This is a genomic window from Streptosporangium sp. NPDC023825 (genome assembly GCF_040639575.1).
GTDB lineage: Bacteria > Actinomycetota > Actinomycetes > Streptosporangiales > Streptosporangiaceae > Streptosporangium.
The window spans coordinates 53,297-77,991 of the sequence record NZ_JBFAAE010000023.1; the positions used below are offsets into that span (position 1 = coordinate 53,297).

The window sequence follows — 24,695 nt, forward strand, 5'->3', positions numbered from 1 at the left end:
GGCAGGACCGATGTGATCATCGGCCGTACGCCGGCGTCGAGGGCCGGCCGGCCGCGGGCCACGCGGCGTCGTCGCGTGCGATGGCCGTCGACTTCTCCCACCAGGTGTTCAGGTCGTCGTAGATCTGTTCGAGCTTGACCTGGATCCGTTCGATGGTGTCGGGCCCGAGGTACAGGTGCCGGGGCAGGGTGTCCTGGCCGACGACCTCGTGGATCAGGGCCGCGGCCTTGGCCGGGTCGCCGAGTTGCGCGTGGTTGGTGTCGTGGGCCCAGTCCAGGGTGGCGTGCGCGGGGGTGCCGTCGTAGTCGGCGATCCGCTCCCTCGCCAGCGACAGCGAGCTCGCGTCCAGGAAGTCGGTGCGCAACACGCCGGGCTCGACGACCATGCACTGGATTCCGAAAGCCGCCATCTCCGCGGCGAGAGCCTCGCTGACACCGGCGACGGCGAACTTGGAGGCGCTGTACAGGCCGACTCCCGGCTCGCCTTCGAAACCAGCTCGCGAACCGATGTTGACGATCTTGCCTGAGCCCTGACGGCGCATGCCGGGCAGCACGGCCCGGGTCATGTTGATCAGGCCGAACACGTTGAGGTCGAACAGGGAGCGCGCCTCGTCGTCGCCGATCTCCTCCAGGGCGCCCAGCAGGCCGCGGCCGGCGTTGTTGACCAGCACGTCGATGCCGCCGAAGCGGTCCGTCGCGGCCTGGACCGCGGCGGGGACGGCGACGCCGTCGGTGACGTCCAGCGTGACGGCGAGGACCCGGCCAGAGGTCTTGAGGTCCTCGGGAAGCCTGCCGGGGTCGCGCACGGCGACGACCACGTCGTCCCCGCCCCTGAGCGCGGCCCGGGCGATCTCGGCGCCGAGACCGCGGGAGGCACCGGTGATGAACCAGATGGCCATGATGTCGTGTCCTTCTCCTTCGTGGGTCCTGGCGGATCCGTTTCCCGCCACTGACGGATTCGAGTCTGCGCAGGTCGCACACGGGGAGGAAGGTCAGGGTCTTCCTGGGAGTTCCCCACCCAGGAAACCTGGGAAGGGAACACCGGGTGGAGCCCGCGCGGGCGTGCCGCCTTGCCCCTCGAAACCTTCTCGAAACCCCCTCGAAGCTCCCTCGAGGCGGTCCGCGCGGGCGGTCAGGTCGCCTGGCGGGCCCGCAGCGGTCTTTCCGTCTCCCGCACGGCCGATGAGCGCAACCGCTCGAAGGCGGCCGCGGTCGCCGAGGCGGGTTCGGCCTGATAGACGACGAGCTGCTGGTTCGGCGCGCCGTTGACGGTGAAGGCGGAGAACTGGATGTCCAGGTCGCCCACGCGCGGATGTCTCAGGTGCTTGGTCTCCTGCGTCTTCGGCTTCACCTCGTGGCGGGACCACAGATCGGCGAACGCGGGGCTGGCCGAGCTGAGCTCCTCGACGAGCCGGTTGATGCGCGCGGACTCCGGGTCGTGGCCGTAGGCGGCCCGCAGTTCGGCCACGCAGGAGTGCGCGGCCCGCTCCCAGTCCCGGTAGAACTCCCGCCCCGCGGGGTCGGTGAACACCATGCGGGCCAGATTGCCGGCGGTGAACCCCTCGTGAAGGGCGGTGGCGAGCGTGTTGGCGGCCAGGATGTCCAGGGCGGGGCCCAGCACGAACGCCGGCGAGGTGGGCCAGCCGTCCATCAGCCGCAGCAGCTGCGGGCTGACATGGTCATCGGCGGCGTCTCGACGCCGGGCGGCCGGCTGGACCAGGCGGCGCAGGTGCTCGGCTGCCTCCTCGTCCAGGCTGAGAGCGCGTGCCACCGCCTCGACCACCTGCGGCGACGGGCTCGACTCCCGGCCCTGTTCGAGCCGTACGTAGTAGTCGCTGCTCATGCCCGCCAGCATCGCCACTTCCTCGCGGCGCAGCCCTTTCACCCGGCGGCGCCCGTACTCCGGCAGGCCGACGTCCTGTGGTGTGAGAGCTTCGCGACGGGCGCGCAGAAACTCCCCCAAGGGTGTACTTTGGGGCATTTTGTCAGATTAGATGATGAATTCCGGGTTTTCTATGACATGACCGACCCATGGGGACTTTCCTAGGAAAAGTACGCCCTGGCTGTGGCGATCCCTTGGCCGGCCCTCTCGTCTAGCCTCGATTCCATGAACGGTCGTGACACGACCTTGGGAGAGTTCCTGCGTGGCCACCGCGCGTCGACGCACCCCGAGCAGGCGGGGCTGCGGGCGCAGGGCCGCCGCCGGGTGCCCGGGCTGCGCCGGGAGGAGGTCGCCCGGCTCGCGGGCCTGAGCCTCGGCCACTACACCCGCCTGGAGCAGGGACGTGAGCTCCATCCCACCCGGCAGACCGTGGAGAGCCTGGCCCGCGCGCTGCGGCTGGACGAGCCGGCCGCGACCGAGCTGCACCGGCTGGCCCACCCGTCCGCCTGCCGCCGGCGCCCGGCGCGCAGAGAGCGCGTGGCCCCGGAGGTGCTCCGGCTCATGGGCGGCTGGACGGACGTCCCCGCGTACGTGCTGGGCCTGTCGCAGGACATACTGGCGCGTAACCCGCTCGCCGGCGCGCTGCACGGCCGGTTCGCCCGCGGCGACAACCTGCTGCGCATGATCTTCCTCGATCCGGCGGGGCGAGAGTTCTTCCGTGACTGGGACGCCACCGCCCGCGCCGCCGTGGCCGAGCTGCGCGAGACCGTGCTCACGGCGCCCGGCGAGCAGCGCCTGACGGAGCTGGTGGGCGAGCTGTCCGTCCAGAGCCCGCCGTTCCGGCGCCTGTGGGCCGGGCGAGCGTCCGGCCCGGTCCCGCGCCGCGGCGCCCGCCTCCTCCACCCGGAGGTCGGCGAGCTCCGCCTGGCCAGGGAGGTCCTCCTCGTCGCCGGCACGCCCGGCCAGTGCCTGGTCACCTACCAGGCCGAACCGGGCTCCCCGTCGGCGGAGGCGCTGGCTCTGCTCGGCACTCTGGCCGCACCCGACCTCGCCGAACGCCGGGCGCGGGGCCTCAACGGCCGAGAGGGACTCTGACGAGGTCCGGGGCCGGGGTCTTGGGCGGGGTGAACGCCGGTGCCGGCCGCCACGAGCTCCGGCGGGGACCCGCGTCTTCCTGGGTGTGACACTCCCAGGAAACCGGCGGCCTTCTTCCCTCCGGGCGAACTGGACAGACTCGGACCTGTCAGCGGTCGGCCCCGCGCCGCGACGACGGAGAGAAGGCCCCGCGAACGCCGGCACGCAACCCGGCCGGCTGCACCGCCAGGCCGCCGGGCCCCTCACCCGCTCCCGCTCTCGAGGGAGGGCCGGCCGATGAGCCCCGCCCGGAACATTCCACGGCTCCGACCAGGAAGGCCCTCCCATGAAACCGAACGTGCTGTTCGCGCTCAGCGTGCTCACCATGCTGACCACCGCGTGTTCCGGCCCTGAGCCCGGCAGGGCGCCGGCCCGCGACACCGGTGGCCATCCCCACGTGGGCATGTGGGTGACCGCCGACGGCCGCATCCGGCAGGAACTCCTGCCCGACGGCCGGTACGAGGAGGAGCGCGACGGTCGCGAACGTGCCTACACCGGCCGCTACACCGTCACCGGCGATCACATCGACTACGTCGACGACACCGGCTTCACGGCCACCGGCGACGTCCGCGACGGTGTGCTCTACCACGAACACCTCGTGCTCCACCGGGAACGGTAGGGACCGCCGGCCGCGTCCTCCCCGGCCTCCGCCGGCCGGCAAATCGGTTGCCCTCCCGGGTGGCCCTCTGCTGGACTGCCGGTGACGGCCGATCGATCGAGGAGAAGGAAATGCGCGAAGCGTTCATGTTCATCCAGAAGGGAACTCTCACCTATCCAAAGGACATGACGCTCAGTGAGAACGCTCACCCCAGGGGCTTCGGCGCGTGGAGACGCCGCTGAGACAGGCCTGACCGAGCGGCCGCTCCACGCCACCGGGGCCGCCGACGCGATCGGCGGTGAGACCCGCCGCGCGGCAGGGGGCGGGTCCGGCCGATGACCGCTCCCGGCACCGTCACCCACGACACCTTCACCCGGTACTCCGCTCCCGGTCCCGGCGGCTCCGCCCGGCGCGCCGTCCTGCGCCACCTTCGCCCTGGACGCCGCTCCGCCGTGGCCCTCGCCGCCACCGTCGCCGCCGCGACGGCGCTGCCGCTGGCGGCGCCCCAGCTCACCCGTCGCTTCGTCGACGACGCGATCGGCGGCGCGAGCACCCGCCACCTCACGCTGATCGCCCTCGGCTACCTCGCTCTCGCCGTCGCCGGGCAGGCCGCCCGCATGGCCACCGCCTGGCTGGCGAGCCGTCTCGCCTGGGACGGCACGAACCGGCTGCGGGAGCGGCTCGCCGAGCACGCGCTCGGCCTCGACATGGCCTGCCACGGCCGGCGCACACCCGGCGAGATGATCGAGCGGGTGGACGGCGACGTGGTCGCCGTGGCCGAGTTCGTCGTCGCCTTCCTGCTGGACGTCGTGGTCGGCCTCCTGCTCCTGGCCGGGGTGCTCGTCGTCGTGTTCACCGTCGACGCGCGTCTCGGCAGCGTGCTGCTGGCGTACTGCGCGCTGATCGGGTTCGGCATGGCCCGCGCGCAGCGGCTGGCCGTACCGTCGGCCACCCGCTCGCGGGCGCAGAGCGCGGCGCTCTTCGGCGGTCTCGAGGAACGGCTGGCCGGTGTGGAGGACATCCGGGCCAACGGCGCCGGGGAGCACGTCGTGAACCGGTTCCACCGGGCCTCCGCGACCCTGTACCGCGCGGAGTTCCGGGACGCGCGGATCGGGACCGGCATCCTCGCGGGCACGGCGGTGGCGTTCGCGGCCGGTACGGCGATCGTGCTCGGCCTCGCCGTGTGGACCCGGGAGTCCGGGACGCTCACGGTCGGCACCGCCGTGCTGCTCTTCCAGTACACGCAGATGGTGCGCGTGCCGTTCGAGCGGCTGATCGACCAGCTGAGGCGGTACCAGGCGGCGCTGGCCGGTATCGCGCGCATCGGCGACCTGCTGGCCGAGCGGCGCACGCTCCCCGCGCCCGCCGACCCGCTGCCGCTGCCCGCGTCCGGGCCGCTCGCCCTGCGCCTCGAAAACGTGGGTTTCGCGTACGCCGACGACGAGCCGGTCCTGTCCGGCGTCACGATCACGCTGGCGCCGGGCGAGACGCTCGGCCTGGTGGGCCGTACGGGTAGCGGCAAGACGACCGTCGCCCGGCTGGTGCTGCGCCTGTACGACCCGACCGAGGGCATCGTCCGGGTCGGCGGGCTGGACCTGCGGGACGTCGATCCCGCGTCGATACGCGCACGGATGTGCGTGGTCACCCAGGACGTGCAGCTTTTTGCCGCCAGCGTCAGGGACAACCTCACCCTCTTTCGGCCACTCGCCGGCGACGACCGGCTGCGCGCCGTCCTGGCCGGTGTCGGCCTCGGCGACTGGCTGGCCGCCCTGCCCGACGGGCTCGACACCGAGCTGGGCGGCGGTTCGCGAAGCGGCCGGGGAAGCGGCGTCTCGGCCGGGGAGGCACAGCTGCTCGCGTTGGCGCGGGCGTTCCTGACCGACCCCGGGCTCGTCGTGCTCGACGAGGCGTCCAGCCGGCTCGATCCGGCCACCGAGCGGCGCGTCGAGGCGAGCGTCGACCGGCTGCTCGCCGACCGGACCGGCGTGCTCATCGCGCACCGGCTCTCCTCCCTGTCACGGGTGCACAAGATCGCCGTCATCGACCGGGGCAGGGTCGTCGAGTACGGCCACCGCGAGGACCTCGTCGCGGACCCGCGGAGCCGGTTCGCCCGGATGCTGGACGCCGCGGGGGTGGTCCTCCGATGAGACCCGCGACGCCCGATGCCCTCGGGGGCGCTCCGCCGAGGCCCGCGACGCCGGACGCCCCGGAGGTCGTCCGATGAGGCCCGTGATGCTGGTGGCCACCCGCCTCGCCCGCTTCGACCTGCGCCGCTACCTGATCGGCGCCCTGCTGTGGATGCCGGTCAGCGTCATCCCGCTCGCCGGCGGGCTGGTGCTGCAGCGGCTCTTCGACCAGATCGGCGGGCAACGCGCCGCGAGCCTGGAGCAGTCGCTGTGGCTGTGCGCGGCGTTCGTGGGCGTGGAGGTGGTCCGCGGCCTGGTGCTCGTCGTCGCGTGGTCCTACGGGGTCTACTGGTGGACCGCCGCCGCGACCCTGCTGAGGGCCAACGCGTTGCGCTCGATCCTCACCGCGCGCGGGCCCGCGGCGACCCGGCTGCCGCACTCGCCGGGCGAGGCGGTCGCCCGCTTCCGCGACGACGTGAGCGATCTGGTCAACCTCACCGACGAGAGCGTCCCGCTGGCCGGTTCGGCTCTCTTCGGCGGCGCCGCCCTGGTCGTCATGGCCTCCGTCGATCCCGTCATCACCCTGGTGCTGGTGGTGCCGATGATCGCGGTCGGCGCGCTGAGCCGGCTGCTGAACGAGGTGATCCGGCGGCTGCACCACCGTGCCAGGGTGCTCGGCGCGGCCGTCACGGCCCACATCGGCGAGACCTTCGGCGGCGTGCTGGCGATCAAGACCGCCGGGGCCGAGGACGCGGTGCTGGAGCGGCTGCGCGAGCACAACCGCGGGCGGCGCGACGCCGCCGTCAAGGATCGGCTGGCGACCGACATGCCGGCCGCCGCGACAGGCGCGGCCGTCGAGATCAGCACCGGTCTCGTACTGCTCCTGTGCGCGCCGGCGATGCGCCGTGGTGACTTCACGGTGGGCGACCTCGCGCTGTTCACCACCTATGTCGGATGGCTGACGGCGCTGCCGCGCACCATCGGCGCGATCCTCCACCGCCTGCCCCAGGGCGCGGTCGCCACCGAACGGCTCACCCGGCTGATGGCGCCGTACGAGGACGCCGGCGACCTGTCGCACGGCCGCGACGTCTGGTTCCACCGGGAGCCGCCCCCCGCCGCGTCGCCGCCGGATCACGGCGACCCGCTCCGGGTCGTCGAGGCGCGCGGGCTGACCGTGCGCCACGAAGGGAGCGGCCGCGGCGTGCGGGCGGTCGACCTGCGGGTGGCGCGGGGGTCGTTCACGGTGATCACCGGCGCCGTCGGCTCGGGCAAGACGACCCTGGTACGCGCCCTGCTCGGCCTGGTGCCGCTGGACGCCGGGACGATCACCTGGAACGGCCGGCCCGTCGACGACCCGGGGACGTTCCTGGTCCCCGGCCGCGCGGCGTACGCCGGCCAGGTCCCCCGGTTGTTCTCGGAGTCGCTGCGGGAGAACCTGCTCCTGGGCAGGTCCGCGGACGACGACCGGCTCGGCCTGGCGCTGGAGCTCGCGGCGTTCGAGGAGGATCTGGCCGGGATGCCCGAGGGCATGGACACGGTCGTCGGTCCCCGTGGCGTACGGCTGTCCGGTGGCCAGGCGCAGCGGGCGACCGCGGCACGGGCGCTGGTCCGGGCGCCGGATCTGCTCGTCGTCGACGATCTGTCGTCGGCCCTGGACGTGGAGACCGAGAGGCTGCTCTGGGACCGGATCGCCGATGCCGCCCGCGACGGGCGCGGCCCGGGAACGCTGCTGGTGGTCTCCCACCGGCAGGCGGCGCTGGAGCGGGCCGACCAGGTCGTCGTCCTCGACCGTGGCCGGGTCGCCGGTCAGGGCCCGCTCGGCGAGCTGCTGGAGAGCTGCCCGGAGATGCGGCGGCTGTGGAGCGAGGAACGCGTCACCGAGGCCGGGGAACGACCGGAGAGCGGCGCATCGGGCGCGACGTAGCGAAGTAGCGTGGCGGACGGCCCGGCACGCGGCCTCCGGTCGCCGGTCGGGGCCGGCGGGGGCGTCGTCCGGCGCCGCCGTGCCCCTTCCGCGGTTCACGGGCCGGGGAAGGGGCCGTCCGGCGCCGCGGCGATCACGGTCGCGGTTCACGGACCGGGGGAAGGCGCCGCCGCGCCCGTTCGCGCGGTCAGGAGGGGGCGCCGGCCGATCCGGCCGCCGGGAACTCGCCGCCGCCCGCCACGTGCTCGATCAGTTCGAGCACGGCCTGCCGCCCGCCGTTCGCCTCGGCCCAGCGGCTCACCCGGCACGCGGCCTTGGCGTAGAGCCGCTGATCGGCGCTCGCGGCACGCAGCCAGTCCTCAAGAGTCTCGGGCAGCGCCTCCTTCGAGTCCACCAGGCACCGGTCGCGGGCCGTCTCGGGGGCCAGGTAGCGCGGGTCGCCGGACACCAGGACGGCGAGTCCCTCGTCGAACCACTGCGGGACCCGCCGCGACCCGAGCCGGGCGTGCAGCTCGACGTGCGACATCTCGTGCGAGGCGATCACCGGGTCGATGCCGCGCGGCGACAGCATCACCGTGCGGCTCAGCACCGCGATCCCCCGTTCCCCTCCCCCGCCGATCCTCCGGTAGCACGCGCCGGTCACGCAGGCCAGCACGCCGGGAGAGCTCTCGCGCCCGCCGTAGAAGTCCTCCACCCGCCGGGCGGCCGCGTCGACGGCCTCCGCCACCTGCCGTTGCCGCGCCGCGGGCAGGTCCGGCTCGACGTACAGGCCCGGCCTGATCCGCTCCATTCCGTAACAGCCGGGACAGGTCGTGGCGGCGACCGAAGGGAAGGCGACCGCGACCCCTGCCAGCGCGGCGACGATCAGCGCGCCGAGCAGGGCGAGCAGCCACCCCCCTCTCCTGCGGAGGATCCGCCGGCGGTGTCGATCCATCAGTCCCCCCCGAAGGGACCGTCGCCTTTGGGCGATGGGGGAATCGGGAGCGGGAGGGCCGCCAGGGCCCGAGTGTGCCCTGGCCGGTCAGGTCTGCGCATTGGAGATCTCCGATCGTCGCGCGTTGGATGGATGGTGCTGTTGTAATGGTCGTGTGACTCGTCAGGTGCGCACCTGTCCCGGTGCGGCGTACGACCTCGGGTACCACGTGGTGTGGTGTCCGAAGTACCGCCGTCCGGTTCTTGGTGGGCGGGTGAAGGACCGCCTGGAGGAGTTGTCCGCGCCCGGGGCGGTGAGCACGGCTGGCGGATCGTGGCGCTTGGGGTGATGTCCGACCGCGTGCACCTGTTCGTCAAGCCGTATCCGAAGAACTCATCGTCGTGCGTGGCCAACCGGTTCAAGGGCTTCACCTCCCATCACGTGCGTGCCGGGTTTGCGCACCTGTGCTCTCAGCTGCCCGCGCTGTGGTCGCGGTCGTCCTTCGTGGCCACGGTCGGCGCGGTGTCGGTCGATACCGTGCGGCGCTACATCGAGCTCCAGGACGATCGTGTCCCCACGAGCGGGGGTGCTCGTGCGTAGGTCGTTCAAGTTCCTGCTGCGTCCCACCCGCCATCAAGAGGTCGCCCTCACCGCGTGCCTGGATGACCACCGCACCCTGTACAACGCCGCGCTGGAGCACCGCCGCACCGCCTACCGCAAGGCAGGCGTGACGGTCCGCTACGGCGAGCAGTCGGCCGACCTCAAGCACATCCGCGCCGATGACGCCGACGGTCAGGGCCGCTGGTCGTTCTCCTCCCAGCAGGCCACCCTGCGCCGTCTCGACAGGGCGTTCGCCGCGTTCTTCGCCCGCCTCCAGGCCGGGCGCATACCGGGTTACCCGCGTTTCAAGGGCAAGGGGTGGTTCGACACGGTGACCTGGCCCAAGGACGGCGACGGCTGCCGGTGGGACTCCCCGCCCGAACACCCCACCGCGACGTTCGTCCGCCTCCAGGGCATCGGGCACGTACGCATCCACCAGCACCGCCCCGTACGCGGCACCGTGAAGACGATCAGCGTGAAACGTGAAGGTTCGCGCTGGTATGTGATCCTCGCCTGCGACGACGTACCCGCCGAGGCCCTGCCCGCCACGGGCGCCACCGTCGGGATCGACATGGGAGTGGCGTCGCTGGTCACCACCAGCGACGGAGACCACCTGGACAACCCGCGCCACCTGACAGCCTGCGCAGACCGCCTCGCCGCCGCGCAGCAGGACCTCGCCCGCACCAAGCAAGGCTCGAAGCGGCGCCGCAAGGCTGTAGCCCGGGTCGCCACTTTGCACGGCAAGGTCCGCCGTCAACGTCTGGACGGCGCGCACAAGGCGGCCCTGCACCTGGTGCGGGCCTACGACGTGATCGCGCATGAGGACCTGCGGATCGCCAACATGACCCGTTCGGCATCCGGCACGATCGACGCCCCGGGTCGGAACGTGGCGCAAAAGTCCGGCCTCAACCGCAGCATCCTGGACGCGGGCTGGGGGGTGTTCCTGCGAGTCCTCGCGGACAAGGCTGAAAGCGCCGGTCGAGAGCTGATCGCGGTGAACCCCGCCAACACCTCCCGCACCTGCTCGCGTTGCGGGCACTGCGCGCAGGAGAACCGTCTCACCCAAGCCGAGTTCCACTGTCAGCGGTGCGCTCATACGGCGCACGCCGACGCCAACGCGGCAATCAACATCCTCAGGGCAGGGCTTGCCCTTCGCGACGCTGCGGAAGCGGCCTAGCGAGAAGCCGCTCCCTTCAGGGAGCGGAGGAGTCACCACGTCACTCCTGTCGCCGATGAGGTGAAGACTCCGGAGAATTCTCACTCACGAGCGACGATTCCCTGCCATCACGGGAGTCCCCTCTTCGACAGGCCATCACCACTCAGGAGACGAAGATGCCCGCACAGAAGCCCGCGCAGCCGCTCGACCACACCTTCACCGCGCCGATCGAGAAGGACGGGGCCTTCGCCACCTTCGTGACCGTGCCGGCCTCCGCCGAGATCCTCGGGACGAGACGGGCGGTGAAGGTCGGCGGGACGATCGACGGCCACCCGTTCACCGCCACCCTCATGCCGTCCGGCGGCGGGCCGCACTGGCTTCCCATCAGAGCCGCGCTGTGCAGGCTCATCGGCAAGGACCAGGCCGGCACCGAGGTGACGTTTCACCTCGATCAGCGGTTCAGCTGAACCACCCGAGCCGGCCCCCGGACCGGGACGGGCCGTGGCGGCAGGTCACGCCACCGTGCCCGGACCGTGGCGCGCGCCGGGCTCAGGGCAGCGAGGCGGGCAGCCCGAAGCGGACGAAATGGTCGGAGCCGATGAACGAGGTGATCTCGGCGATCCGCTCGCCGCGCAGGGTGAACACGTTGATCGCCCAGGCGAGATGGGCGGCGGCGTCCTCGTCCCAGCGGTAGCAGCCCACTCCGGGCTGGCCGTTCGCACCGACCGGGAGGTGCCGCCAGCTTCCGCAACCGGTCAGCGGGACCCGTACGGCGAAGTCGGTGACGGCCTCCAGGCCGCGGTACCAGTGCGCCATCGGCGGCATCGACCAGGTGACGTCCTCGGTCAGCAGCGCGACCAGGGCGTCGGTGTCTCCGCGTTCCAGCGCGGAGGAGTAGCCGGCGACGATCTCCCGTACCCGGGCGTCGCCGATCTTCCGCAGCGTCGGCTGCTGGGCGCGGGGGAAGGCCTTGTCCGCGACGACCTTGCGCGCTCGCGCCAGGGCGCTGTTCACCGACGTGGTGGTGGTGTCCATCATGGTGGCGATCTCGGCGGCGGAGAAGCCGAGAACCTCGAACAGCAGCAGCGCCGCCCGCTGGTTGCCCGGCAGGTGCTGCAGGGCCGCGACGAAGGCGAGCTCGACGGCCTCGCGCTGCTCGTAGCGCGCGTCCGGGCCTGCCGGACCGCCGGCGAGGCCCGCGTCGGGGTAGGGGCTCAGCCAGGCGGCGTCGGTCAGCGGGGTGTCACCGAGCACGGCGCGCTCGCTGGAGGGGCCGAGGTCGACGGGCAGTGCCCGCCTGCCTCGGGTGGCGACGATGTCCAGGCAGGTGCGGGTGGCCACGGTGTAGAGCCACGAGCGCAACGAGCCGCGGCCCTCGAAGCGCGCGAGTCCCCGCCAGGCCCGTACCAGGGCGTCCTGCAGGGCGTCGTCGGCGTCGTGGGTGGAGCCGAGCATGCGGTAGCAGTGGGCGTGCAGCTCGCGGCGCAACGGCTCCACGAGGCGGGTGAACGCGGCGTCGTCCCCGTCACGCGCCCGGGCCAGGTCGTCCTCACCGTCATGCGCCCGGATCGCGCCCGTGTCCGCGCCACGCGCCAGGACCGGGCCGGCGTCCCCGGCGTCTTCCGCCGCCTCGCCCGCGGACCACGAAGAAATCTTCCTCACGAACGACGATTCTGCCCCACGCCGGAAGTCTTCCCCTCTGAGCACCACAGTACCGTCCAGACCCTCCCAGACCGTTCCAGGAGATTGCCATGAGCCCCGCGACGACCGTCACCGCCGATCACCTCAAGGTCCCCGACGCCACGCTCTACTACGAGGTACGGGGCCGGGGGCCCCTCGTGGTGCTCGTCGGCGCCCCGATGCACGCCGCGCACTTCGCACCGCTGGCCGACCTGCTCGCCGACGACCACACCGTGCTCACCACCGACCCCCGGGGCGTCAACCGCAGTTCCCTCGACGAACCCGGCCAGGACTCGACCCCGCAGAAGCGCGCCGACGACCTCTCCCGGCTCCTGACCCACCTCGACGCCGGTCCGGCCGCGGTCTTCGGTTCCAGCGGCGGCGCCGTCACCGCGCTCGCGCTCGCCGTCGCCCACCCCGAGCAGGTGCGCACCGTGATCGCGCACGAGCCCCCGCTGAACCGCCTGCTCGACGACCCCGAGAAGCGCGACGTCGCGGTCGAGGACATCATCGCCACCTACGTCTCCGGCGACTGGGCCAAGTTCATGATCAACGCCAACATCCCGATGCCCGAGTCCGAGGAGCCGGCGGGCGGTCCCGCGGAGGCGCCGGCCGAGCCCGATCCGCAGGAGGCCGCGGACGAGCGCTTCTGGTTCCTGCACGAGATGCGCGCGACCACCCGCTGGGAGCCCGACATCGCCGCCCTGCGTGCCGGGCCGGGCTCCGTCGTGGTCGGTATCGGGGAGGAGTCGGCAGGCCAGCTCTGCGACCACGCGTCGACCGCACTCGCCGCGGCGCTCGGCACGAGGCCGACGTACTTCCCCGGCGGCCACATCGCCTTCGCCGACGACCCCGCCGGGTTCGCCCCCCGGCTGCGCGAGGTCCTGCGGGAGAACGAGGTCCCGCGGGAGAGCCGAGCGACGACGCCGTGAGCACGTACGAGAACGCATGAGAACGCACGGCCACGTGCTCGCATGTGACCGATCCCGCCGCGGGGGCGGGGATCGGTCACATGCGAGGGCGGGACCTGGGGATCAGGCGAGGTTCAGCTGCCAGGAGACGCCGAAGCGGTCGTTGGTCCAGCCGAAGCGCTTGCTGAAGCCGTAGGAGCCGAGCGGCATCAGCGGCTCGCCGTTCTCCGACAGCGCCGCGTACAGGCGCTCGATCTCCGCCTCCGACTCGCACTGCACGTACAGCGAGATCGACGGGGTGAAGCCGAAGGCGTGCTGCACGTTGCTGTCGATGGCCATGTACTCCCGGCCCGCCAGCGTGAACGTGGCGTGCTGCACGCTGCCCTCCACGCCTGGCCCCTCGGGGCCGTAGCGGGCGATGGCGAGGATCTCGGCGTCGTCGAACAGCGACGTGTAGAAGGTCATCGCCTCCTCGGCGGTGCCCTGGAACATCAGGAAAGTAGTGATCTTCTGCGACATCGGGTGAACTCCTGGCAGGGATGTGAGGGACGAGGATGCGCCCGGCCACGGGGACGGCCTGCTCGCTGGCGGCTCCGGCGCCGGATTCACCGAAAGCCTAGAACATGTGCTCGATAAATATTTCAGCATAAATTTATATAAGTCAAACATGATGCAGAGGACATTGCGATGACAGAGAGTGAAATCGAACCGGTTTCGGTGTCACGGCGAATCCCAGCGCCCGCGTCCCGGATCTTCGACATCCTGACGGACCCGGCCAGACACATCGATCTCGATGGCTCCGGCATGTTGCGCGGCGCTGTTTCCCCTCAGGTCGTCTCCGGTGTCGGAGACGTGTTCACGATGAGGATGCACTATCGGGAGCTCGGTGACTACGAGATGATCAACCACGTAGTTGAGTACGAGACGAACCGACGCCTGGCCTGGGAACCGGAAGCGGGCCTCGGTCACCCCGACTCCCTTCCTGGAAGCCCGTCCGCACACTGGGGTCATCGATGGGGGTTCACCCTGACTCCGGATGGAGCCAACGCCACAACCGTGACGCACACCTACGACTGCTCCCGTGTCCCCGAAAAGACTCGAAAGAACATGGACAACGGCAGGGCGTGGATCGCCAGCATGACAGCGACACTGGAACGACTCGACGCGCTCTCGACCGCTCGTTAGAGCATCACCGCGTGACGCAGAAGGTCCACCGGTGGTCACAAAGCCGCAGGGGACCGATCGCCGATCATTTCGAGCAGCGCGGCGTGCGTCTCGTGGTCGGCCGCCGCGACGAGCCCGCCCGCGCCGGTGTACAGCGGCTGGCCGTGGATGCCCGTCACCACGCACCCGGCGGCCTGGCACAACGCGATCCCGGCGGCGAAGTGCACGTTGTCCCGCGGGTGGCCGTCGGTGACGTACGCGGCTCGCCGGCCGGCGGCGACCCAGGCCAGCGCCAGGGTGGTGGACAAAACGCGTGGCTGGAAGCGCTCGGCGAACCTCGGGTCGGCGAGCAGACGGACCGCCCGGAAGCCCGGCTCGTTCGGGAACGGCGGGTCGAGGTTGAGGTCCACCAGCCGCGACTCGGACGACGGCACGAGCTCCTCGTCCACGCCGTCGCGGCGGACGTGGGCGCGATCACCGTCCGTCCAGAACACCTCGTCGGCGAACGGGTCGGCCGAGGCGGCCACCGTGAGGTCCCGGCCGACGCGCAGGGCGACGTTCACCGCGACCAGCATGGTGCGCGCGGCGTAGTTCAGCGTGCCGCACAGGGGGTCGACCAGCCACATGCGCTCCGCCCCGGCCGAGCCGGTGCGCCCGCTCTCCTCGCCTGTCACGACGTCGTCCGGCCGGGCGGCGCGAATGATGTCAAGGATGGCGCTCTCCGCGTCGATGTCAGCGGAGGTGGCGAAGTCGGTCGCGGTTTTCGCGAAGCGCTCCAGCGGCGCACCGTACATGGCTCTCACCACAGCGGCTTCTGATCGCGCTGCCGTGAGGGCCACTTCCTCGTCCGTGATCGGCATGTGCACAGCATAGGCGCGATCTCCACCAGCGCCCGCCTGCCCCCCCGGGGGCGACGACGTCCAGGCCGGCGTCCGGACCGGGGTCTGCCGCCTTCATGCCCGCGGACCGCGAAGAAACCTCCCTCACGGGCGACGATTCTGCCCCACGCCGGGAGTTTCCCCTTCGACCGACCACCACGGCACGGCTCCAGGAGAGGGGACACGCCGGACACGGTCGCCGCGCGGGCGACCCGTTGCCGGAGTGTCCCCTGATCCGCAGGTGCGTTTCTTCCGATCGAACCGGGCCGGATTCGAGGGATGCCGGTCAACCGAAGTGTCCCCGCAAAAACCGGGAGACATCACTCGGTTATCCGGTCACCTGTCCTGATGGCTCGCCTTTTCTCCGCCTCGATGGGCGCGACCTCTTTAAGGGCGCCGGCCACCCGGGGCCTACCGGAGGGTCATTCAGATTCCCTGGTAGTGCAGGTCGTTCAGATTGTTACTGGGGTTGTACGTACAGTAGTAGTAGCGCCAGCTGTATTTGTACTGCAACGCCGTCTTTTTCCTGAGACAGTCATTGCAGTTGCCGTGGCTGGAGACGAACCTGCTGTTGGGACGCGCGGAAGTCGGGAAGCCGCAGTCGTTGCCCATGATCGCCACCGTCCCGGAGACGCCGGCCGTCACCGCCGCGGCCGAGGCGGACGCGGGTGCCGCCGTGAAGAGAGATGCGCCGAGTAGGGGTGCGACGGCCAGCATCGACCACGCCGATTTCCTGCTGATTCTCTGTCTCATTACTTCCTCCCGTTGGGACTTTGACGGCCCCCATCAGTCCGTGGCGGCAACACTACGGCAACCTAATTCGGACAACAATAAGCTTCTGTGTCTTGTTTCGCGGGTTCGCGGGACGTGAGCGGCTTTAACCCGTATGACCTGCTGGTTCAAGAGGACAGCGGAACTTTTCGGAAAGGCGCTGGCACTTCGGTCGCACGTTCGCCCGGTATGCGGTCATCGGCGGGGACGGGGCCGGCGACCTTTCCGCCCGAGCGGCTTCAGGGCGGGGGATCGCCGGCGGAGGCGACGAGGCGGGCGGCCAGCGCCCTGACCTCGTCGCGCAGCTCGGCGGGAGTGATCACGGTGAACGGCCAGCCGAGCCCGGCGAGCATCTGCGCCATCCCGTCCAGCCGCTCGGCCCTGGTGTCCAGCAGCACCCCGCCGGAGGTCTCGGCCAGCGTCGCCGTGGAGGCCGGGATCCGCGCGGCGGCCTCCTCCAAGGTGGTCTCCAGCAGCACCCTGACCTCGTGCCGGTAGGGCACCGCCGACAGTGACCCGACCACGTGGGCCACCGGGTCGAAGCCGTCGGGCACCTGGAAGCCCCTTTCGGTGTGCACGGCGCCCGCCACCCGGTCCACCCGGAACGTCCTGATCTCCCCGCTGCCGTGGTCGAGCCCGGCGACGTACCAGCGGCCGGAGTGGAAGACGATGCCGTACGGGTCGAGATCGCGCTCGGAGGCGTCGCCGCGCCAGGAGCGGTAGGCCAGCCGGACGGTGACCCGGCGCCGGGCGGCGCCGGCGAGGGCGAGCAGCGGTCCCGCCTTCGGGGTGCTCACCTTCGGCGCCGCGTTCCCGGTGTGGCCCAGCGTCTCCGACACCGCGTCGACACGCTCGCGCAGCGGACGCGGGAGCACCCGCTGGATCTTGGCCAGCGCGCTCTCGGTCGCGGCCTCCCCCACCGCCAGCCCGGTCCGCCGCCCGGCCAGCAGCCCCAGCACCACGGCGGTGGCCTCGTCGTCGGTGAGCATGAGCGGCGGGAGCTTGTAGCCGGGCAGCAGCCGGTAACCGCCGTGGCGGCCCCGTTCGGCCTGGACCGGCACCCCGAGCTCCGACAGCCTCACCGCGTAGCGGCGGACCGTGCGCTCGTCCACCTCCAGCCTCGCGGCGAGGTCGGGGCCGGTCAGGCCGGGGGCGGCCTGCAGCAGCTCAAGCAACGCGAGCACCCGGGCGGCGGTCATCGGAATTCCCTTCAAAATCAGGACCGATACTGTCCGGATTCGATTCTAGGGTGAAACCAGGCGAACAGAGGAGAGACATGATGAGCACATACGTCCTGGTCCCCGGTTTCTGGCTCGGCGCGTGGGCCTGGGAGAAGGTCACCGGACCGCTGCGCGAGGCCGGGCACGACGTCCACCCGGTCACGCTCACCGGCCTCGGCGACAGGGTTCACCTGGCGGGCCCCGAGGTCGACCTGGAGACCCACATCCAGGACATCGTCAACACCATCGTCTTCGCGGACCTGACCGAGGTGATCCTCGTCGCCCACAGCGGGGCCGGCGCCCCGGTCACCGGCGCGGCCGACCGGATCCCCGAGCGCGTCGCCCGGATCGTCTACGTCGAGAGCGGGCCGACGGCCGACGGAATGACCCACCTGGACCTCCACGAGCCCGAGTGGCGGGCGTTCATCGAGAGGCGGGTCGCCGAGCGGGGCGACGGGGTGCGCTACCCGCTCCCCTCCTGGGAGGAACAGGAGGAGGCCGGGGCCGGCCTGGAGGGACTGGGCGAGGCCGAGCGCGAGTGGCTCGCCTCCCGCGCGACCCCGCAGCCGTACGGGACGATGACCCGGCCGCTGGTGCTCAAGGGCGGCACGGGCGCACTGCCCAAGACGCTCGTCACCTGCTCGTTCCCGCTGGAGCAGGTGCACGCCATGATCGCTTCCGGTCACCCCTTCTTCGCCGCGCTCGCCGGGCCCGAGTGGAGCTTCGCCGAGGTGCCGACCGGGCACTGGCCGATGGTCTCCAGGCCGGAGGAGACCGCCGCCGCGCTGGCCGCGCTGGCGGGCTGAGGGAACCGGAGGACGGGACACCGCGGCGCTCCGGGAAACCCCTGGAAAGCGGGACGCCGCAGGGCTTCTCGGGGCTCCGGAAGGACCCCGGAAGGCGGGACACCGGGAGGGCCGGAGGACCGGGCGGCGCGGGGTGGCAGGACATTTGTCACGGGTGGTTCCGGATCGATGGATCTGCCCCGGATAACGCGCTCTCCGTAGCGTCGTCCGCATGACGAACGACGCGGTGTCCCTCAGGGACGTGACCAGATGTTTCGGGGCGGTGCGCGCCGTGGACGGCCTCAGCCTCGACATTCCCGCCGGGCAGACCGTCGCCCTGCTCGGCCCGAACGGCGCGGGGAAATCGACCACGATCGGGTTGCTGCTCGGGCTGCTGGCCCCCGGCTCCGGGACGGTGCGCGTCTTCGGGGGCTCCCCCGAGCGCGCGGTCCGGAGCGGGCGGCTGGCGGCGATGCCCCAGGAGGGCGGCCTCGTTCCCCGGACCACGGTCCGCGAGCTGGTCGGTTTCGTCTCCGGGACCTACCGCTCGCCGCTCCCGCTGGAGGAGGTGCTGGCGACCGCCGGACTGGAAGGGCTGGCCGGCCGCAGGATGGAACGGCTGTCGGGCGGCCAGGCGCAACGGGTCCGCTTCGCGCTGGCGCTGGCCGGGGACCCCGACCTGATGTTGCTGGACGAGCCGACCGCGGCGCTGGACGTGCGGGCCAGGCGGGAGTTCTGGGAGAGCATGCGCGCCTTCGCCGCGCGCGGCAAGACGATCGTGTTCTCCACCCACTACCTGGAGGAGGCCGACGAGTACGCCGACCGGGTGGTGGTGATCGACCGGGGCCGGATCGCGGCCGACGGTACCAGCAGGGAGATCAAGCGCCTGGTCGCGCTGTCCACGGTCAGCGTCACCGCCACCGGGGAGGCCGCCTCGCTGGAACGCCTGCCCGGGGTCGTCTCGGCCGAGATCCGGGGTGGGCGGGCCCACCTGCGTACCCGCGACGCCGACGCCACCGTCGTGGCGCTGGCGGCGGCGGGAGCCGTACGAGACCTCGAAGTCGTCCCCGCCGCGCTCGAGGACGCCTTCATCGCGCTGACAGAGCTGACAGAGCCGGCAGAGCCGGCCCCCGGGGCAACGGCGCTGACGGAGGTGGAGGCGTGATGCTCGGCTACGTCCGCCTGGAGTTCACCAGGACCCTCCGCGACCCGGGATACGTGATCATGGGTTTCGCGATGCCCGTGACGATGTACCTCCTCTTCACCAACCTCGGCGTGACGGGCGACGACCGCGTCCTGGCCGCCCTCTACCTGATGGTCAACATGGCCGCCTTCGGCGCGATCGGCTCGGCCTTCAACAACGGCGGCGGCATCGCCGAGGACAGGTCGGCGGGCTGGCTGCGGCAGCTGCGGATCACTCCGCTGGCCCCGGCACGGGTGGTCGCGGGCAAGGCGGCCACCGGCATGCTCGTGGTACTGCCCGTGATCATCGGTGTGTCCCTGGCGGCGGCGCTGCTCAACGGGGTACGGATGGAGACCTGGCAGTGGATCTCGATCGTGCTCCTGCTCTGGGCCGGTTCGCTTCCCTTCAATCTGCTCGGCCTGGCCTTCGGCTACCTGTTCAGCGGCCAGACCGCCTCCGTGCTCAACATCGCGGCCAACATGTCGATGGCGATCATCGGGGGACTGTGGCTGCCCGCCGAGGCCTTCCCCTCCTGGTTGCGGGCCGTCGCGGAGTGGACGCCGAGCTTCGGCTACGCCGACCTGTCGCGGAAGGTCGCCTTCGGGCAGGCACCCGAGGTGGGCACGGCACTGACGCTGACCGGCTGGCTGGTCGTCTTCGGGATCCTGGCGGTGTACGGCTACCGCCGGTCCGGGCGCGTGGGGTGAACCGCGTGATAGGAGTGGCCGGGTGAGCGGGAAGCCGGAAGGACCGCGAGAGGCGCGGCAGGTGAGGCAGGTGAGACCCGGCGTGCCGCAGGCGGCGAAGTCCGAGGTGCCGGAGGCGGCGGGCCGGGGAGGACCTGAAACGGTGAAACCGGGAGAGCCGGGGAGGGCCGGGCGAGGAGAGCCGGGGAGGGCCAGGCGGGGAGGGCCGGGAGAGCTCGCCTTCTACCCGTGGCTGCTGCTCGTCTACCCCCCGATCAGCGACCTCGCCGCGGGGCAGGTGCGGCCGGTGCCGCCCGCCGCGCTGGGGATCGCCGCCTTCGCCGTCCTGTACGTGCTGTGCATCCGGTTGTCCTTCCGCGACCGGCGGCGCGCGGCGGCCGTGGTGCTGGCCGGGCTGCTGGTGGTGGCCTTCCTGCTGCTGGCGGGGTTCGCGCACAACTGGTTCTACCTCGCGCCGCTGATGACCATCGCCTGCGGGGCCGTGCTGCGCGGGAGGTCCGTCTACCTCCTCCTCACGGCCCTGACGCTCGCGCTGGTCGTGGTGATGTGGCGCGCGGGGGCGAGCTGGGCGAGCATCTCCCTGGCCACCTGGGGCACGGCCACCGGTGGCCTGGTGGTCAGCATCGTCCTGAAACTGTTCTCCGTGATCGCCGAGCTCCAGGAGACCCGCGAGGAGCTGGCCCGCGCCGCGGTGGCCGAGGAGCGGCTGCGGTTCTCCCGCGACCTGCACGACCTGCTCGGGCACACCCTGTCGGTGATGGTGGTCAAGGCCGAGGCCGTACGGCGGCTGGCCCCCCGCGACGGCGAGGCGGCGGCGCGGCAGGCCGCCGACATCGAGGCCGTCGGCAGGAAGGCGCTGACCGAGGTGCGGGCCGCGGTCACCGGTTACCGCGGCCGGGGGCTGGCCGCCGAGCTGGCCTCGGCGCGTACGGTCCTGGCCGACGCGGACATCGCCGCCACCGTCACCGTCACCGGGGAGCGGCCGGCACCGGAGGCCGACGCCCTGCTGGGCTGGGCCGTGCGGGAGGGGGTGACCAACGTGGTCCGCCACAGCGCCGCCCGTACCTGCGAGATCACCCTGGAGGGAACGACGCTGGAGATCCGCGACGACGGCCGGGGGCGCGGCGGGAGCCCGTTCGGCAACGGCCTGCGCGGCCTGTCCGAGCGGGTCGTCGCGCTCGGCGGGACCCTGGAGACCCGCGATCGCGACGGCTTCCTGCTGAGGGTGACGCTCCCATGACCGCTCCTGACGCTCCCGTGATCAGAGTGCTGCTGGCGGAGGACCAGGGCATGATGCGCAGCGCGCTGGCCCTGCTCCTCGGCCTGGAGGACGACATCGAGGTCGTCGCCACGGTCACCCGGGGCGACGAGGTCGTGCCCGCCGCGCTCGCCGCGCGCCCCGACGTCGCCCTGCTGGACATCGAGATGCCGGGGGGCAGCGGCCTGGACGCCGCGGCCGAGCTGCGGGACCGGCTGCCGGGCTGCCGGGTGCTGATCCTGACCACGTTCGGCAGGCCCGGCTACCTGCGGCGGGCGATGGAGGCGGGCGCCGCGGGGTTCCTGGTCAAGGACGGCCCCGTGGAGGAACTCGCCGCGGCGATCCGCCGGGCCCTGGCGGGCGAGAAGGTGATCGACCCCGCGCTGGCCGCCGCCGCGCTGAGCGCCGGTGCCAGCCCGCTGACCGACCGCGAGCGGGACGTGCTGGCCGCGGCGGTCGACGGCGCGACGGTCTCCGACATCTCCCGGCGGCTGCACCTGTCGGAGAGCACGGTGCGCAACTACCTGTCCGCCGCGATCGGCAAGACCGGCACCCGCAACCGCATCGAGGCCGCCCGCGCCGCCCGGCACAACGGCTGGCTCTGAGCCGCCGGGGCCGGACGGGGACGGGATCAGAGAACGGGGGCCGGGGCGGGAGCGGGGACGGGAGCGGGTTCCGTGGCGTCCTCGGTGAGCCAGTCGCGCATCATCGCGTAGGTCTTCTCCGCGATCAGCTTCTGGCCCGCGGCGTTGGGGTGGAAGTAGTCCCACTTGCTGAGGTGGCCGACCGTGAACCGCTGCCTGAACACCTCGTTGCCGTCGAACCGGCAGGCGGGGCCGTACGCCGCGCAGACCCTGGCGAGCGCGGCGTTGTAGGCGGCCACCCGGGCGCGCACGCGGTCGCGGCGCGCCCGGTCGGCCGCCGAGGGCGAGGTGGGCCGCGCCAGCATGGTGGGGCAGATCCGGCCCACCGCCCAGAACCCGCGCGCCACCGGGTTGCCCTTGCCGATCTGCCACAGCCGCTTGATGTCGGGGACGCTCGCCACGAACACCCGGCCGCCGGGCCGCCCGGCCCGGAACAGCGCCAGGGCCTCGGCCACCCGCCGCTCGTAGACGGCCACCGGGGTCATCAGCCGCTCTGCGGACACGCAGGCGTCCTGGGCGCCGATCAGCACCGTCACGTAGTCGGCGCGCCTGCCGACCGCGCGGGCCACCTGCCCGGCGAGGTCGGCGCTGGTGGCGCCGGGGACGGCGAGGTTCACGTTGTGCCCGGCGACGGCCGCGTTCAGGGCGCGCAGCCTCACGTACTGGCTCTGGACGCCTCGGTGGTCACCGGTGGACCAGGAGCGGGAGGTGCAGGTGAGATACCAGCCGCAGGCGTTGAATCCCGCGCTGATGGAGTCGCCGAGCGCGGCCATGATCACCGGCCGCCAGGGTTCCGCCGTCCGGGTGGCTCCGGCCGGGGCCGCCCAGGCGGTCGCGAGGGCGGCGAGCCCTGTGAATGCTGTCACAGTCGTGCGAAGCATGACACCTCCGCTGAGAGATCGCGTCTGCTTCGGATGTATCACCGCAGGCCAGGACAGTACGGCCCGTTGACCGAGTACCTTGGTTTTCTTGACACCGCGTGGCGGGTGTGCTGACGGGAGAACCGCCGTCGAACACGTTCAGTTTCCCGCATAGAGTGGCGGGGGTGAGTGTAGCGCTCGGATCAACCCGTCCTCTCGTGGTGACGACCACCCCCGTCGACGACCCCGGTGACCTGTTCGCACGACTGCCGGAGACCGCCCCCTACGCCTGGGTCAGGCACGGGGAGGGCCTGGTCGCCTGGGGTGAGGCCATCCGTCTGGCCGTGCCGCCCGGCCCCCGGCGTTTCGACTGGGCCCGTGACCGGCTCTCGGACCTCTTCGGCGAGGCGCACGTCGACGACGACGTGACGGCGCCCGGCTCGGGCCCCGTCGCCTTCGGCTCGTTCACCTTCGACCCGGAGGCCCGCGGCTCGGTCCTCGTCGTCCCCCAGACCATCCTCGCCCGCCGCGACGGCCGTTCCTGGCTGACCACCGTCGGCGAGCGGCGGCTCGACGCGGTCACCCCGCTCCGCGCCCCGGGCAGGATCCGGTACGGCGACGGCAGCCTGACCGCGCCCGAGTGGGAGCACGCCGTGGCCAGGGCCGTCCGGCGGATCAGGTCGGGCCACCTGGAGAAGACCGTGCTGGCCCGCGACCTGACCGCCGTCGCGGAGCGGCCGATCGACGTCCGGCTGCTGCTGGCCCGCCTGGCCGACCGCTACCCGGAGTGCTACACCTTCTCCTGCGCCGGACTGGTCGGCGCCACCCCCGAGCTGCTGGTCCGGCGCACCGGGGAGACCATCGAGTCCCTGGTGCTGGCCGGCACGATCGCGCGGGGCGCCGACCAGGCCGACGACGTGGCGCGCGGCACGGCCCTGTTCACCTCGGAGAAGAACCGCCACGAGCACGCCTGCGCGGTCGCGTCGGTGCGCGAGGCGCTCGACCCGCTCTGCGCCGAGCTGAAGATCCCCGAGGAGCCCGAGCTCCTGGTGCTCTCCAACGTCCAGCACCTGGCCAGCCCGGTGAGCGGGCGCCTGTCGGACGGGGCCTCGGTCCTGGACGTGGTGGCGGCCATGCACCCGACCGCCGCCGTCGGCGGCACCCCCACCGGGGCGGCGCTCGGCGTCATCCGGGAGCTGGAGGGCATGGACCGGGCCGGGTACGCCGGGCCGGTCGGCTGGATCGACGCGCGTGGTGACGGGGAGTGGGGCATCGCGCTGCGCTGCGCCCAGATCGAGGGCCCCAGAGCCCGCCTGTTCGCCGGCTGCGGCATCATGGGCGACTCCGACCCCGCCTCCGAGCTCGCGGAGGCCCAGGCCAAGCTCCGCGTGATGCAGTACGCCCTGGAGGGCTGACCCTCCGGGTGGACACACCGGCGACCAGGTAGTTTCCGTGCGGCCTGGTGACCACCCGGCTAATGGGCGTACCCTCACAATGGCAATACATCGGACATTTCCGGCAAGAAACCGATATTTTCTCAAGATCGGCGTCCTCTCGTCGCCGCACGGCCGGCCAACTCGTCAGGGAGAGGAAAACATGGCACTACTGACCACCACCCGCCTCACGGTGCGTGACTGGAGTCCCGACGACGCCGCTGAGGCCCTTCACATCTACGGCGTCCCCGAGGTCACCCGGTGGCTGTCCCCGACGATGACGGAACTCGAGGGCGAGCAGGCGATGCGCGCCACGCTGGAGTCCTGGACCCGCAGCCGCAGCACCCTCACGCCCCCGCTGGGCCGCTGGGCGATCGTCCGCAACTCCGACCAGAGGGTCGTCGGCGGCCTCTCCCTGAGGTATCTGCCGCCCGACGAGGAGGACATCGAGATCGGCTGGCAGCTCGCTCCCGACGCCTGGGGGAAGGGCTACGCCACCGAGGCCGGCCGCGCCCTGGCCGAGTGGGCGTTCTCCATCGGTGCCCACGAGCTCGTCGCGGTCGTCCGGGTGAACAACGACCGCGGTGCGGGAACGGCCAAGCGCATCGGCATGCAGTGGGTCGGGGAGACGGACAAGTACTACGAGACGCGCCTCAACGTCTACCGGCTCTGGCCCAGCGACCTCTCCCCCGCGGACGAGGACCCGCTGCGTCCCTGAGGATCCACCCGTCCCCCTTCACTTTCGGTGGCGACCGAGCGTGGTCACAGGCGGGGAAGACGCGTTGGAGCCCGGCCGCATCGAGAACGGCCCGAGGAAGATTCTCCCGTCGGCCAGGTGTGTCCGATTGTCTGGAGGTTAGGGGGCCCTT

General features: G+C 72.0%; 26 protein-coding genes. 17 read left to right on the plus strand and 9 right to left on the minus strand.

Annotation, left to right across the window (positions count from 1 at the left end; genetic code table 11):
• Window positions 1-16 precede the first annotated feature (16 nt).
• Entirely contained in the window at window positions 17-898 is an 882-nt protein-coding gene (locus AB0G15_RS21095) for an SDR family NAD(P)-dependent oxidoreductase (RefSeq protein WP_362842163.1), read from the minus strand.
• 233 nt (window positions 899-1,131) lie between these two features.
• On the minus strand, window positions 1,132-1,962 hold the full coding sequence (locus tag AB0G15_RS21100; protein WP_362842166.1) for a helix-turn-helix transcriptional regulator: 831 nt from the start codon (window positions 1,960-1,962) through the stop codon (window positions 1,132-1,134).
• Between the two features lie 144 nt (window positions 1,963-2,106).
• Between AB0G15_RS21100 and AB0G15_RS21105 the strand changes: the two genes are divergently transcribed.
• From AB0G15_RS21105 to AB0G15_RS21120, 4 genes are all read left to right on the plus strand, one after another.
• Window positions 2,107-2,976 carry a helix-turn-helix transcriptional regulator gene (locus tag AB0G15_RS21105; RefSeq protein ID WP_362842169.1) on the plus strand — a complete coding sequence of 290 codons (870 nt, stop codon included), beginning with the start codon at window positions 2,107-2,109 and terminating at the stop codon, window positions 2,974-2,976.
• 325 nt (window positions 2,977-3,301) lie between these two features.
• Window positions 3,302-3,634, plus strand: coding sequence for an Atu4866 domain-containing protein (locus AB0G15_RS21110; RefSeq protein ID WP_362842172.1), 333 nt, complete (start codon window positions 3,302-3,304; stop codon window positions 3,632-3,634).
• A gap of 314 nt (window positions 3,635-3,948) precedes the next feature.
• Entirely contained in the window at window positions 3,949-5,760 is a 1,812-nt protein-coding gene (locus AB0G15_RS21115) for an ABC transporter ATP-binding protein (RefSeq protein WP_362842175.1), read from the plus strand.
• 73 nt (window positions 5,761-5,833) lie between these two features.
• The gene (locus tag AB0G15_RS21120) at window positions 5,834-7,663 is read left to right on the plus strand and encodes an ABC transporter ATP-binding protein (RefSeq protein WP_362842178.1); all 1,830 of its coding nucleotides are present in this window, start codon (window positions 5,834-5,836) and stop codon (window positions 7,661-7,663) included.
• Window positions 7,664-7,850: 187 nt separating this feature from the next.
• Here the strand turns inward: AB0G15_RS21120 and AB0G15_RS21125 are convergent, their stop codons facing one another.
• On the minus strand, window positions 7,851-8,597 hold the full coding sequence (locus AB0G15_RS21125) for a hypothetical protein (RefSeq protein ID WP_362842181.1): 747 nt from the start codon (window positions 8,595-8,597) through the stop codon (window positions 7,851-7,853).
• Between the two features lie 34 nt (window positions 8,598-8,631).
• On the opposite strand from AB0G15_RS21125, the gene AB0G15_RS21130 reads away from it, so the two are divergent.
• The 4 genes from AB0G15_RS21130 (at window position 8,632) to AB0G15_RS21145 (ending at window position 10,799) form a co-directional block, all read left to right on the plus strand.
• A complete protein-coding gene (locus AB0G15_RS21130) occupies window positions 8,632-8,925 on the plus strand; it encodes a transposase (protein ID WP_362842184.1) in 294 nt (97 codons plus the stop codon).
• Window positions 8,925-9,176, plus strand: coding sequence for an IS200/IS605 family transposase (gene tnpA, locus AB0G15_RS21135; protein WP_362842335.1), 252 nt, complete (start codon window positions 8,925-8,927; stop codon window positions 9,174-9,176). The genes AB0G15_RS21130 and tnpA overlap by 1 nt, the downstream gene beginning before the upstream one ends.
• Entirely contained in the window at window positions 9,163-10,353 is a 1,191-nt protein-coding gene (locus AB0G15_RS21140) for a transposase (protein ID WP_362842187.1), read from the plus strand. Before tnpA ends, AB0G15_RS21140 begins: the two co-directional genes overlap by 14 nt.
• A gap of 155 nt (window positions 10,354-10,508) precedes the next feature.
• Window positions 10,509-10,799: a DUF1905 domain-containing protein gene (locus AB0G15_RS21145; protein WP_362842190.1), complete on the plus strand. Its 291-nt coding sequence runs from the start codon at window positions 10,509-10,511 to the stop codon at window positions 10,797-10,799.
• Window positions 10,800-10,881: 82 nt separating this feature from the next.
• Here the strand turns inward: AB0G15_RS21145 and AB0G15_RS21150 are convergent, their stop codons facing one another.
• Entirely contained in the window at window positions 10,882-11,994 is a 1,113-nt protein-coding gene (locus AB0G15_RS21150) for a sigma-70 family RNA polymerase sigma factor (RefSeq protein ID WP_362842192.1), read from the minus strand.
• A gap of 89 nt (window positions 11,995-12,083) precedes the next feature.
• Between AB0G15_RS21150 and AB0G15_RS21155 the strand changes: the two genes are divergently transcribed.
• On the plus strand, window positions 12,084-12,944 hold the full coding sequence (locus tag AB0G15_RS21155; RefSeq protein ID WP_362842194.1) for an alpha/beta hydrolase: 861 nt from the start codon (window positions 12,084-12,086) through the stop codon (window positions 12,942-12,944).
• A gap of 102 nt (window positions 12,945-13,046) precedes the next feature.
• Here the strand turns inward: AB0G15_RS21155 and AB0G15_RS21160 are convergent, their stop codons facing one another.
• Entirely contained in the window at window positions 13,047-13,442 is a 396-nt protein-coding gene (locus tag AB0G15_RS21160) for a VOC family protein (protein WP_362842197.1), read from the minus strand.
• A gap of 168 nt (window positions 13,443-13,610) precedes the next feature.
• Between AB0G15_RS21160 and AB0G15_RS21165 the strand changes: the two genes are divergently transcribed.
• The gene (locus AB0G15_RS21165; RefSeq protein WP_362842199.1) at window positions 13,611-14,108 is read left to right on the plus strand and encodes an SRPBCC family protein; all 498 of its coding nucleotides are present in this window, start codon (window positions 13,611-13,613) and stop codon (window positions 14,106-14,108) included.
• A gap of 35 nt (window positions 14,109-14,143) precedes the next feature.
• Here AB0G15_RS21165 and AB0G15_RS21170 read toward each other — a convergent pair whose 3' ends face one another.
• From AB0G15_RS21170 to AB0G15_RS21180, 3 genes are all read right to left on the minus strand, one after another.
• Window positions 14,144-14,947, minus strand: a complete 804-nt coding sequence (locus tag AB0G15_RS21170; protein WP_362842202.1) for an inositol monophosphatase family protein — start codon at window positions 14,945-14,947, stop codon at window positions 14,144-14,146.
• Window positions 14,948-15,391: 444 nt separating this feature from the next.
• Window positions 15,392-15,718 carry a hypothetical protein gene (locus AB0G15_RS21175; protein WP_362842205.1) on the minus strand — a complete coding sequence of 109 codons (327 nt, stop codon included), beginning with the start codon at window positions 15,716-15,718 and terminating at the stop codon, window positions 15,392-15,394.
• A 257-nt stretch (window positions 15,719-15,975) separates the two neighbouring features.
• The gene (locus tag AB0G15_RS21180; RefSeq protein WP_362842208.1) at window positions 15,976-16,935 is read right to left on the minus strand and encodes a YafY family protein; all 960 of its coding nucleotides are present in this window, start codon (window positions 16,933-16,935) and stop codon (window positions 15,976-15,978) included.
• A gap of 77 nt (window positions 16,936-17,012) precedes the next feature.
• Between AB0G15_RS21180 and AB0G15_RS21185 the strand changes: the two genes are divergently transcribed.
• The 5 genes from AB0G15_RS21185 to AB0G15_RS21205 all read left to right on the plus strand — a co-directional run bounded on the left by AB0G15_RS21185 (window position 17,013) and on the right by AB0G15_RS21205 (window position 21,494).
• Window positions 17,013-17,762: an alpha/beta hydrolase gene (locus AB0G15_RS21185; RefSeq protein WP_362842210.1), complete on the plus strand. Its 750-nt coding sequence runs from the start codon at window positions 17,013-17,015 to the stop codon at window positions 17,760-17,762.
• A gap of 211 nt (window positions 17,763-17,973) precedes the next feature.
• Entirely contained in the window at window positions 17,974-18,906 is a 933-nt protein-coding gene (locus tag AB0G15_RS21190) for an ABC transporter ATP-binding protein (RefSeq protein WP_362842213.1), read from the plus strand.
• Window positions 18,906-19,631 carry an ABC transporter permease gene (locus AB0G15_RS21195; RefSeq protein ID WP_362842215.1) on the plus strand — a complete coding sequence of 242 codons (726 nt, stop codon included), beginning with the start codon at window positions 18,906-18,908 and terminating at the stop codon, window positions 19,629-19,631. The genes AB0G15_RS21190 and AB0G15_RS21195 overlap by 1 nt, the downstream gene beginning before the upstream one ends.
• Window positions 19,632-19,692: 61 nt before the next feature.
• Complete coding sequence (locus AB0G15_RS21200) at window positions 19,693-20,871, plus strand: sensor histidine kinase (protein WP_362842219.1); 1,179 nt, start codon at window positions 19,693-19,695, stop codon at window positions 20,869-20,871.
• A gap of 17 nt (window positions 20,872-20,888) precedes the next feature.
• On the plus strand, window positions 20,889-21,494 hold the full coding sequence (locus AB0G15_RS21205) for a response regulator transcription factor (RefSeq protein ID WP_362842337.1): 606 nt from the start codon (window positions 20,889-20,891) through the stop codon (window positions 21,492-21,494).
• A gap of 26 nt (window positions 21,495-21,520) precedes the next feature.
• On the opposite strand, the gene AB0G15_RS21210 is transcribed toward AB0G15_RS21205, so the two are convergent.
• On the minus strand, window positions 21,521-22,399 hold the full coding sequence (locus tag AB0G15_RS21210; RefSeq protein WP_362842222.1) for a GDSL-type esterase/lipase family protein: 879 nt from the start codon (window positions 22,397-22,399) through the stop codon (window positions 21,521-21,523).
• A 215-nt stretch (window positions 22,400-22,614) separates the two neighbouring features.
• Here AB0G15_RS21210 and AB0G15_RS21215 point away from each other — a divergent pair, with 215 nt between their 5' ends.
• Both AB0G15_RS21215 and AB0G15_RS21220 read left to right on the plus strand, forming a co-directional pair.
• Complete coding sequence (locus tag AB0G15_RS21215) at window positions 22,615-23,808, plus strand: isochorismate synthase (protein ID WP_362842225.1); 1,194 nt, start codon at window positions 22,615-22,617, stop codon at window positions 23,806-23,808.
• Between the two features lie 181 nt (window positions 23,809-23,989).
• Entirely contained in the window at window positions 23,990-24,544 is a 555-nt protein-coding gene (locus AB0G15_RS21220) for a GNAT family N-acetyltransferase (RefSeq protein WP_362842228.1), read from the plus strand.
• Window positions 24,545-24,695 lie beyond the last annotated feature (151 nt).